Source organism: Sphaerotilus natans (genome assembly GCF_900156335.1).
Taxonomy (GTDB): Bacteria; Pseudomonadota; Gammaproteobacteria; order Burkholderiales; family Burkholderiaceae_C; genus Sphaerotilus; species Sphaerotilus natans.
The window spans coordinates 1-10,312 of record NZ_FTMZ01000026.1 but is presented as its reverse complement, the minus strand read 5'-3'; the positions used below and the strand labels follow the sequence as shown (position 1 = coordinate 10,312).

Here is a 10,312-nt window from a genome sequence, read left to right as displayed (position 1 = left end):
TAGCTCAGTTGGTTAGAGCACCACCTTGACATGGTGGGGGTCGTTGGTTCGAATCCAATCGCGCCTACCAGAAACCCTGGTCTGCGACAAGTTTGCAAATGAGCAGGTTTTCTGGATAAAATCGATTTTCTTCAGAAAAACGTGCAGGCACATAGCTCAGTTGGTTAGAGCACCACCTTGACATGGTGGGGGTCGTTGGTTCGAATCCAATTGTGCCTACCAGATACTCAAAAAGGCGCCGGTTGATCCGGCGCCTTTTTTGTTGGTGCCGCGGGAAGTTCCTCTCGCTGATTTCCGCGGAACTCCTGCGTGCGTGTCGGACCGAAGTCTTGCATTTCCGGTCTGCCCGCGATCCACTGCTTCTGATGAACTCGGGGGCAAACCCTGACCGGAACCCGGTCAGCCGGATGCCTAGAATCTTTGTGCAACGCACACAGGAGAAATTTGCATGCCATCGAATCGCCGCACCGCCGAGACCGAGGCCGAGCCCGGTCGCACCGACGGGCCGCGCGTGCTGAAGAAGTACCCGAACCGCCGCCTCTACGACACCCGCACCAGCAGCTACATCACCCTCAGCGACGTCAAGCAGATGGTGCTGGAGGCCCAGACCTTCGAGGTCCGGGACGCCAAGAGCGGCGAGGACCTGACCCGCAGCATCCTGCTGCAGATCATCCTGGAAGAGGAAGGCGCCGGCATGCCGATGTTCTCGACCCAGATGCTGGCACAGATCATCCGCTTCTACGGCCACACCATGCAGGGCCTGATGGGCGCCTATCTCGAGAAGAATCTCCAGGGCTTCGTCGAGATGCACAAGAATCTGAGCGAGCAGACCGGCGGCCTGTATGAGGGCAAGGCCTTCACGCCCGAGGCCTGGACGCAGTTCATGTCGGGCCAGAACCCGGTCATCCAGAACATGATGAGCGGCTATCTCGACCAGTCGCGCCTGCTGATGACGCAGATGCAGGAGCAGATGCAGAAGCAGGCCGAGAGCTTCTTTCCCGGCATGAGCGGCTTCACGCCCCCGAAGGGCTGAGCCAGCGCTGCATCACCGGCCAGACATTGTCGAGAATGCGTGGGTGGGCGGCTGCGACCGGATGAATCCGGTCGGGCTGGAACCAGCGCAGCGGGTCGGCTGGATCATCGGCAACGCCAGCCAGCAGGAAGGGCACCAGCGCCGTCTGCTCGGCCTTCGCGACCTGGGCGAACAGCGCCGCGAAGTCGCGGGCATAGGCGGCGCCATAGTTGGGTGGCACCTGCATGCCGACCAGCAGCACCTTCGCGCCCGCCTCGCGTGCGGCGCGTGTCATCGCCACCAGATTGGCTTCGGTCTGCTTCAGCGGCAGGCCACGCAGCGCGTCGTTGCCGCCCAGCTCGATCACCACATGCGTGGGGCGGTGCTGCGCCAGCAGTGCGGCCAGCCGTGCCCGGCCGCCGGAGGTGGTGTCGCCGCTGATGCTGGCATTGATGACGCCGGCCGCGATCTTTCGCTCCGCCAGCCGGCGCTCGAGCAGCGCCACCCAGCCGCTGCCACGCGCGATGCCGTACTCCGCCGACAGGCTGTCGCCGACGATCAGCACGCGTCGCGTCGCCGCGCCCGGCGCCTGGGCCGCGGCGGCCCCGACGACAGCCAGGGACAGCAGCGCCGCGATACAGTGGCGGCGCTTCCAATTCGGGGCGAATCCAGGACAGGGCGACATGAAGGACACGGCAGGCACGGCGATCATCGAGGTCTCGGGCGTGAGCAAGCGGGTGCGCGACGCCACGGGCGAGCTGACGATTCTGCACGAGATCGATCTGGTGCTGCCCCGGCGGGAATCGGTGGCCATCGTCGGCGCATCGGGTTCGGGCAAGAGCACGCTGCTGTCGATCCTGGCCGGGCTGGACGTGCCCAGCAGCGGCACGGTGAAGCTCGACGGCATCGACCTGTTCTCGCTCGACGAGGACGCACGAGCGGCGGTGCGCGGCGAGCGCGTGGGCTTCGTCTTCCAGAGCTTCCAGCTGATGGCGCATCTGACCGCGCTGGAGAACGTGATGCTGCCGCTGGAGCTGCGTGGCGTGCGCGAGGCCAAGGCGCTGGCCACCGAGATGCTCGGCCGGGTCGGGCTCGGCGCACGGCTCAGCCATTATCCGAAGCTGCTGTCGGGCGGCGAGCAGCAGCGGGTCGCGCTGGCACGAGCCTTTGTGGTGCGCCCGGCGCTGCTGCTGGCTGACGAGCCCACCGGCAGTCTCGACCACGCTACCGGCGAGGCGGTGATGCAGCTGATGCTCGAGCTCGACCGCGAGGCGGGCACGACGCTGGTGCTGGTGACCCATGATCCGGGCATCGCCGCGCGCTGCGATCGGCAGATCCGCATCGAGGCCGGCCGGCGGGTCGGATAGCGGCGGATAATGCGCGCATGTCCCGATCCCTCCTTTTCGGCTTCCACGCCATCCAGGTCCGCCTGAAGACCGCGCCCGACACCATCCGCGAGATCCACTTCGATCCGACCCGCCGCGACGGCCGGATGCGCCAGTTCCTCGACCGCGCCCGCGAGGCCGGCCGCAACCTCGTCGAGAGCGACGCCAAGCGCATCGACAAGCTCGTCGGCAACCCGCGCCACCAGGGCGTGATGGCCTTCGTCTCGCCGCTGCCGGTGACGCACTCGATCGACGACCACCTCGACGGCGTCGAGGGCCCGCCGCTGCTGCTGCTGCTCGACGGCGTGACCGATCCGCACAACCTCGGCGCCTGCCTGCGGGTGGCCGACGGCGTGGGTGCTCACGGCGTGATCGTGCCGCGCGACCATGCGGTGGGCATCAACGCGACAGTGGCCAAGGTCGCCAGCGGGGCCTCCGAGACGGTGCCGTACTTCATGGTGACGAATCTGGCGCGCACGATGCTCGAGCTCAAGGAGCGCGACATCCTGATCGTCGGCACCAGCGATGCGGCCACCGACTCGATCCACGACCTCGACCTGTCCGGCCCGGTGGCCTTCGTGCTGGGCGCCGAGGACCGCGGCATCCGCGACCTCACCAGCAAGACCTGCGACCGGCTGGTGAGGATTCCGATGATGGGCGCGGTCGAGAGCCTGAATGTCTCGGTCGCCTCTGCGGTGTGCCTGTACGAGGCGCTGCGCCAGCGCCTGAAGGCGGGCACCGCCACGCTGCCGGCGGCCGCCGACACCCCCGCCTCGGCCGACATCTCGACCGAGGCGCCGAAGGCGGACTGATGCGCGACCGCCGCTATGCCCACCCTTTCCGCGACCTGCGGGCGAAGCTGCGCGAGGCCTCTTCGGTCTGCGTGCTCAGCGGGGCGGGCATGTCGGCGGAGAGCGGCATCCCGACCTTTCGCGATGCGCAGACCGGGCTGTGGGCAAACTTCGACCCGATGCAGCTGGCCAGCGAGGCGGGCTTTCGCGCCGATCCGCAGCGGGTCTGGGACTGGTACCAGATGCGCCGCGACGGCGTGCGGCAGGCCGCGCCCCATGCCGGCCATGTCGCGCTGGCGCGCTACGCGGCGCGCCATCCGGGCCGCCTGACGATCCTGACGCAGAACGTCGACGATCTGCACCAGCGCGCGGCCGCCCAGGCGGGTGAGGGCGCACGCATCGTCGCGCTGCATGGATCGATCCTGAGCGACCGCTGGCTTGATGCCTGCCCGCGCGACGAGGACCTGATGCGCCGTCCGTGCGACCCCTCCCGCGCCGAGCCCGGCCATCCGCCGCGCTGTCCGGACTGCGGCAACCGGCTGCGTCCGGGCGTGGTCTGGTTCGGCGAGTCGCTCGACTACCGCGACCTGACCGCGGCCGAGGAGGCCGCCAGCGCCTGCGACGTGATGCTGGTGGTGGGCACCTCCGGCACCGTCTGGCCCGCCGCCGGTCTGGCGGCACGCGCACGACACGCTGGCGCGCATGTGGTCATCCTCAACACCCAGGCCAGCGAGATCGACGACGAGGCCCACATCGTGCTGACCGGCAGCGCCGCGACGCTGCTGCCCCGCCTGCTGGATCCGCTCTGAAGCCGGCATCGTCTCAGGGTGCCATGCGAGGCGGGCTGATCGCGCTGTTCGCGGCCACCTTTCTCGAGCTGTGCGGGCTGTTCATGTACGGTCCGCTGCTGCTGTTCACCTTGAAGGCGCGCGGGCTGGAGGAGGCCTGGATCGGCCTGTTCGGCGCGGTGCAGTGGCTGGGCATGGCGCTGGCCACGCCCTTCACCGCCGGCTGGGTGCGCCGGCTCGGCGCGCGCCGCGCGCTGCTGCTGGCCGCGGCGGTGCCGCTGGTGGCCTATGCCGGCATCAATCTGAGCGATGCGGTGCCGCTGTGGGCGGTGCTCTACCTGATCGCCGGCATGGCGGGCGCGCTGCGCTGGATCGTCGCCGAGACGATGGTGGCCGAGCTGGCGCCCCCCGAGCGGCGAGGGCGCATCGTCGGCCTGTTCGAGACGATGGTCGGGCTGACCTTCGTCGTCGGTCCGGCCTGCCTGTCGGCGCTGACCGGCGCGGGCCTGGATGCAGGCTGGATCCGCTGGCTGGCGGTGGGCCTGCTGGCGGCGGCGCTGCTGCTGAGCCTGCGGGTGCCGGCGCTGCACAGCCATCTGGAGGATGACGGCGCCCGGCCGGGCCTGCGCGGCATCCTGGATGCGCTGCGTGCCGCGCCGGCGGTGATGGCCGCCGGCCTGATCGGCGGCTTCTTCGAGGCAGGGCTGTCCAGCGTGCTGCCGCTCTACGGCCTGGCGATCGGGCTGGGTGCGGCGCTGGCGGCGCTGCTGGTCTCGGCCAGCGGCCTGGGCAGCGCGGTGATGATGGTGCCGGTGGGCGAGCTGGTCGACCGCTTCGGCCGTCAGGCGGTGTGGAAGCTCTGCGCGCTGGTCAATCTGGCCGCCACGCTGCTGCTGCCGTGGGTGGGCGAGGCGGGCGCGCTGGCCTGGCTGATCGCGCTGCTGTGGGGCGGCGCCGGCGGCGGGCTCTACACCGTGGCGATGATCGACATCGGCCACCGTCACCAGGGCGTCGCGCTGGTCAGTGCGACGGCCGTGCTGGTGATGTCCTACACGCTGGGCGGCATGATGGCGCCAGCGCTGGGCGGCATGGCGCTGCAGTGGTCGCCGCAGACCGGATTCCCGCTGCTGCTGGCGGCCTGGGCGCTCGCCGGCGTGCTGGCGATCACCTTCATGCCAGACCGAGCGCCCCGACCACCGCGCCCAGCGCGATCAGCCCCATCGGACTGAGCTTCGTCCGCAGCATCACGGCCACCGTGACCAGCATCAGCACCGCGCTGCCCGCGGCCTGATGTGCCGGCATGCGCCACGCCGGCTGCGACAGGATCCAGCCACTCGACAGCAGCAGCCCGACGGTGATCGCCGACATGCCGCCGGTGAAGGCGCGCACCCCGAGGTGATCGCGCCGGCGCAGCCCCCAGCGGGTCGCGGCCCAGGCCAGCGTGGTGCTCGGCAGCAGCATGCCCGCCATCGATGCGAACACACCCGCCGGCCCGGCGACATTCCAGCCGATCACCGCGACGAACAGCAGGTTCGGCCCCGGCGCGGCCTGCGCCAGCGCGATCGAGTCGGTGAACTGCGCGTCGCCCAGCCAGCCGCGCTCCTCGACGACGAAGCGGTGGATGTCGGGCACGGTGGCCACCGCGCCGCCGATCGACAGCAGCGACATCGCCATGAAGTGCAGGAACATCGCCCAGAGGTCGACCGGCATGGCGGGGCTCATCGCGGACCTTCCGCGCGCCGGATCACCCAGGCGGCGTGCAGCACCGCGACGCTGCCCAGGCCCAGCACCACCGCGGCCATCGGCCAGCGCAGCGCGCCTACCGCCAGCGCGGTCAGCCCGGCATAGACCAGGCCGATGCGCCGGCCCAGCGGCTGCTTCGCCAGCCCACCCATCAGCTTCAGGCCGGTGGCCAGGATCATGCCGGCCGAGACCGCGCCCATGCCGCGCAGCGCGCCGGCCAGCGCAGGCAGATCCGGCGCCAGCCGGCCGTAGAGCACGGTGGCCGCCAGCACCACCGCCATCGGCGGCAGGATCATGCCGCCCATCGCCGCCAGCGCGCCGCGCCAGCCGAAGAAGCGGTCGCCGATCATCAGCGAGAGATTGACCACGTTCGGCCCGGGCAGCACCTGGCCGGCGGCCAGCAGCTCGAGGAACTCGGTCTTCGTCAGCCAGCGGCGCTGCTCGACGATGACCCGCTGCGCGATCGCGATGACGCCGCCGAAGCCCTGCAGCGCCAGCAGGCTGAAGGCCACGAACAGCGCCCAGGGCGAGGCCGGGCGCTCAGACATGGTCCGGATCGCGGCGCAGACGGCGCTCGGCCCAGACGCTCAGCGCGATGGCCAGCAGCGTCCAGCCCAGACTGACGCCGTGCAGTGCCCCGAAGCCCTGCAGATCGACGATCACGCCGCCCGAGGCCGCGCCGATCGCCTGACCGAGATAGATCGCCGAGGTGTTGAGCGCCAGCAGTGCCGGCGCCAGCGCCGGCGCTGCCGCACCCAGCCGAGCCTGCTGCGCGGAATTGGTCGCGAAGGTCCCGAAGGCCCAGGGCACCATGACGATCAGCATCAGCATCACGCTCTGTCCGATCGGCCACAGCAGCTGGCCGACCGCGATGCCTGCCAGGAACAGCCGCACCGCCCGGGCCGGGCCGATGCGGTCGATGCGCCGGCTCAGCAGCAGATTGCCCGCCAGCCCCCAGACGCCGAAGGCCATGAACAGCAGGCTGATCTCCAGCGCCCCCGCGCCCAGCACCTGGCGATAGTAGGGCGCCACATACGAGAACAGCGTGAACTGGCCGGCGCCGGCCAGCGCCGTCACCAGCACGATGGCCATCAGCACCGGATGCGTCAGCACCTCGGCCCAGCGCGACAGCGACAGCGCCGGCGGTTTCACGCCCTGTGGCAGCGCTCGCCCGACCCAGACCGCGCCCAGCCCGGCCAGCAGCGCCACCAGCCCGAAGGCCCAGCGCCAGCCGAAGGCCTCGCCGATGTAGCTGTGCAGCGGCATGCCCAGCACCGAGGCCAGCGACCAGCCCAGGAACACCGAGGTGATCGCACGGCCCCGCTGCTCGGGCGGCGCCATCCAGCCGATCGCCGCAGCCGCCTGCGGCGTGAACACCGCCGCGCCCAGCATGGTCAGCGCGCGCAGCGGCAGCAGCGTGGCGTAGTCCGGCGCCAGCGCGCACAGCAGATGGCCGGCCGCGTACCAGGCCAGCGTCATCTGCAGCAGCCAGCGGCGGTCCCGACCGGACAGCAGCGCCGCCAGCAGCGGCGCGCCGATGCACATGAAGACCGCGCCGACGCTGATGAGCTGCCCGCCCAGCGCCACCGACACCTGCAGCGAGCGCACCAGATCGTTGAGCGAGCCGCCCACCACCATCACGCCGCAGCCGATGGCGAAGTTGCCGAAGCGCAGCGCGTTCTGTGCCGAGGCCAGCGCAGGCGGCGACGAGGACGGCGAGCTCATCATCCGGCCTCAGAGACCGGGATGCAGCTTGAAGGCGTCCGGATTGACGATGTTCGTCGGCTGTCCCGCCAGATAGGCCGAGACATTGTCGAAGGCCGCCTTGAAGTAGCGCTCGTAGCTGTCGAGCTCGACATAGCCGATGTGCGGCGTGCACACCGCGTTCTCCAGCCGCAGCAGCGGATGGCCCTGCAGGATCGGCTCGCTCTCGAAGACATCCACCGCGGCCATGCCGGGGCGGCCGCGGTTGAGCGCGGTCACCAGCAGGTTGTCGCCGATCAGCTCGGCGCGCGAGGTGTTGACCAGCAGGGCGGTCGGCTTCATCCGCGACAGGTCGTCCATCGTCACCAGACCGTGCGTCTCGGGCGTCAGGCGCAGGTGCAGGCTCAGCACGTCGGCGTCCGTGAAGAAGGCCTCGCGCGAGGCGGCGGCCTCGAAGCCGTCGGCCACGGCCTGCTGGCGCGAGCTCTCGCTGCCCCAGACCTGCACCTTCATGCCGAAGGCGCGGCCGTAGCCGGCGACCAGCCGGCCGATGCGGCCGTAGCCCCACAGCCCGAGCGTGCGGCCCGACAGCGTCAGCCCCAGGCCGAAGTTGGGCGGCATCGAGCCGGCCTTCAGTCCGGACTGCTGCCAGGCGCCGTGCTTGAGGTTGCCGATGTACTGCGGCAGCCGGCGCATCGAGGCCATGATCAGCGACCAGGTCAGCTCGGCCGGCGCCACCGGCGAGCCCACGCCTTCGGCCACCGCGATGCCCAGGCGGGTGCAGGTCTCCACGTCGATGTGCGGGCCGACCCGCCCGGTCTGGGCGATCAGCTTCAGGCGCGGCAGCTTCTCCAGCAGCGCCTTCGGGAAATGGGTGCGCTCGCGGATCAGCACCAGGATCTCGGCGTCCTTGAGGCGCACCGCCAGCTGGCCGATGCCCTTGACGGTGTTGGTGAAGACCTTGGCGTTCTGCAGTTCGGGACGCTGGGCGCACTGGAGCTTGCGCACCGCGTCCTGATAGTCGTCCAGGATGATGATGTTCATGTGGTGATCGCTCGGGAACCCGCGATTGTGCCCGCAACCGACCTGGAACCTCCCGGTTCAGCGTCGCTTCTTCGGTTCTTGGGGCTCGGCGTTGTTGTCCTCCATCAACCTCGCCGCCTTCAAGCCCAGGACCTCGCCCTGGCGGAAGTAGCCGATGACGGAGGAGGGAGAGCGGTGGCCGGTGAGGGCCATGGTCTCGGGCATGGGGATGTTCTGGGCGGCGGCCTCGGTGACGAAGCCCGATCGCAGGGAGTGAGCGGAGAAGCCGGAGGCGTCGAGGCCGGCGAGGGCGGCGCGGGCCTGGACGATGGTTCGCACGGCCTGGGGGGTGAGGGGTTCGGAGATGGCGCCGCCCTTGCGGATGCGGCGAAAGATTGCGCCTTCGGGCGGGGGCAGGCTGCGGGCGGCGTTGTGGGCGCGCCAGGCGTCGAGCCAGGCCTGGAGGGCGAGTGCGGCCTGGCCGACGACGGGCTTGTGGGAATCGGCGCGGGTGCGGCCGGACTGATTGGACTTGGACACGCCCATGAGGTGGACGAAGGCGGGCTCGTCGCGCTGGGGGGCCTGGCCGGGCGAGCGCGGGGCTGGGCGGGTGTTGTCGAGGGTGGCGGCGGTGACCTCGGAGCGGCGGCGCCCGCCGCTGGAGAAGGCGAAGAGCAGCAGCGCGCGGTCGCGCAGGCCGGCGAGCGAATCGTCGCAGGTATCGAGCAGGGCCTGGAGGGGTTCGCGGGTGAGCGCGGGCTTGGCGTGGGGCTGGGCGGCGCCGCGGCGGGCGTAGGCGCGGCGCAGGCGTGCGGTGAGTTCGCGCACGCGGCCGTCGTCGCAGGGGTTCTGCAGGCCCTGGAGCTGGTGGATCTTGGACAGGACGCTGACGCGGTGCGTGAGGGTCGAGAGCGTGGGCGCGCCTGGGGCGGCCTTGTGGCCGGCGGCGACCAGGGCCTGGTCGACCGCGTCGGGCAGATCGTGCACGAGGCGGCCGGCGTCGTCCTGGCGCTGGCCGTGGTCGACGATGAACTGCAGCACCACGGTGACGGGCAGCGGCAGCTCGAGGCGGCGGCCGTAGCGCAGGCTGAACCAGGCGGCCCAGTAGCGCATGGCGGAGCGGTAGCTGCGCACGGTGTTGGGCGACTCGCCCTGATCGAGCAGATCGCGCAGCGCGGCCACGGCGCTGGGGCTGAGCTCGTCGGTGGCCAGGACGGGGGTGCCGGCGGCCGGGTCGAGCGTGATCAGTTCGTATGAAATATCCATGTGCTGTATGATATCAGACAGTTCATCTACTCAACTAACGATAAGCTTCAATTATCGTTGGTAGATCATGCCATTGAAGGAGGGCGCTTGACCATGAGTCGCGGGATCACTGAACAGGATGTCTGGAAGGCGGCGGACGCGCTGCTGCTCGAAGGCGCGCGCCCGACCATCGAGCGCGTGCGCATGAAGATCGGCCGCGGCTCGCCCAACACCGTGAGCCCTCATCTGGAGAGCTGGTTCGCCCGGCTGGGCGCGCGCATCGCCGATCCGCAGGCCTTCCGCGCGCCGGAGACCGACGCGCCCGAGCCGGTGCGCGAGCTCGCCCGCCAGCTCTGGGAGACCGCGCAGGCGCTGGCCCACCAGGCCGCCGAGACCCGCGCGCTCGAGGCCGAGGCCCGCGCCCAGGCTGCCCGCGCCGAGCGCGACGCCCAGGCCGCCGAGCTCGCGCGCGTGCAGGCCCTCGCCCAGGCGCAGGCCGCCGAGCTGGACGCCCTGCGCCTGCAGCTCGCCGCCACCCAGGCCGCCCAGGCCGAGCGCGACGCCGCCCAGGCCCGCGAGCTCGCCGCCGCGCTGCGCGAGCGCGAGCAGCTGCGCGAACAC

General features: G+C 70.7%; 12 protein-coding genes and 1 tRNA gene. 7 read left to right on the top strand and 6 right to left on the bottom strand.

Annotation, left to right across the window (positions count from 1 at the left end):
• The first annotated feature begins 145 nt into the window (after positions 1-145).
• Positions 146-222 (top strand) — tRNA-Val (locus BW996_RS18290).
• Positions 223-448: 226 nt separating this feature from the next.
• Entirely contained in the window at positions 449-1,033 is a 585-nt protein-coding gene (phaR, locus tag BW996_RS18285) for a polyhydroxyalkanoate synthesis repressor PhaR (RefSeq protein WP_037486283.1), read from the top strand.
• Here the strand turns inward: phaR and BW996_RS18280 are convergent.
• Complete coding sequence (locus BW996_RS18280) at positions 1,014-1,697, bottom strand: arylesterase (RefSeq protein ID WP_037486291.1); 684 nt, start codon at positions 1,695-1,697, stop codon at positions 1,014-1,016. The genes phaR and BW996_RS18280 overlap by 20 nt on opposite strands.
• Here BW996_RS18280 and BW996_RS18275 point away from each other — a divergent pair.
• From BW996_RS18275 to BW996_RS18260, 4 genes are read left to right on the top strand one after another with little or no spacing between them, the layout of a single operon-like run.
• Positions 1,696-2,379 carry an ABC transporter ATP-binding protein gene (locus BW996_RS18275; RefSeq protein WP_037486282.1) on the top strand — a complete coding sequence of 228 codons (684 nt, stop codon included), beginning with the start codon at positions 1,696-1,698 and terminating at the stop codon, positions 2,377-2,379. The two genes, BW996_RS18280 and BW996_RS18275, sit on opposite strands and share 2 nt — an antisense overlap.
• Before the next feature lie 17 nt (positions 2,380-2,396).
• Positions 2,397-3,209 carry a 23S rRNA (guanosine(2251)-2'-O)-methyltransferase RlmB gene (gene rlmB, locus BW996_RS18270; RefSeq protein WP_051632338.1) on the top strand — a complete coding sequence of 271 codons (813 nt, stop codon included), beginning with the start codon at positions 2,397-2,399 and terminating at the stop codon, positions 3,207-3,209.
• Positions 3,209-3,997 (top strand): SIR2 family NAD-dependent protein deacylase, encoded by a 789-nt coding sequence (locus tag BW996_RS18265; RefSeq protein ID WP_037486280.1) that lies wholly within the window; start codon positions 3,209-3,211, stop codon positions 3,995-3,997. The genes rlmB and BW996_RS18265 overlap by 1 nt, the downstream gene beginning before the upstream one ends.
• A 23-nt stretch (positions 3,998-4,020) precedes the next feature.
• Entirely contained in the window at positions 4,021-5,205 is a 1,185-nt protein-coding gene (locus BW996_RS18260; RefSeq protein WP_037486278.1) for an MFS transporter, read from the top strand.
• Here BW996_RS18260 and BW996_RS18255 read toward each other — a convergent pair.
• Genes BW996_RS18255 through BW996_RS18235 form a run of 5 tightly spaced genes read right to left on the bottom strand, consistent with a single transcriptional unit; the run spans position 5,147 to position 9,712 of the window.
• Positions 5,147-5,698, bottom strand: coding sequence for a chromate transporter (locus tag BW996_RS18255; RefSeq protein WP_037486275.1), 552 nt, complete (start codon positions 5,696-5,698; stop codon positions 5,147-5,149). The genes BW996_RS18260 and BW996_RS18255 overlap by 59 nt on opposite strands.
• Positions 5,695-6,267, bottom strand: a complete 573-nt coding sequence (locus BW996_RS18250; protein WP_037486273.1) for a chromate transporter — start codon at positions 6,265-6,267, stop codon at positions 5,695-5,697. The genes BW996_RS18255 and BW996_RS18250 overlap by 4 nt, the downstream gene beginning before the upstream one ends.
• Entirely contained in the window at positions 6,260-7,444 is a 1,185-nt protein-coding gene (locus BW996_RS18245; RefSeq protein ID WP_051632339.1) for an MFS transporter, read from the bottom strand. Before BW996_RS18245 ends, BW996_RS18250 begins: the two co-directional genes overlap by 8 nt.
• 9 nt (positions 7,445-7,453) lie before the next feature.
• Positions 7,454-8,467: a D-2-hydroxyacid dehydrogenase family protein gene (locus tag BW996_RS18240; protein WP_037486271.1), complete on the bottom strand. Its 1,014-nt coding sequence runs from the start codon at positions 8,465-8,467 to the stop codon at positions 7,454-7,456.
• Positions 8,468-8,524: 57 nt separating this feature from the next.
• A complete protein-coding gene (locus BW996_RS18235; RefSeq protein ID WP_076459041.1) occupies positions 8,525-9,712 on the bottom strand; it encodes a site-specific integrase in 1,188 nt (395 codons plus the stop codon).
• A gap of 93 nt (positions 9,713-9,805) precedes the next feature.
• On the opposite strand from BW996_RS18235, the gene BW996_RS18230 reads away from it, so the two are divergent.
• A partial coding sequence (locus BW996_RS18230; protein WP_175619145.1) for a DNA-binding protein occupies positions 9,806-10,312 on the top strand: 507 nt, incomplete at its 3' end.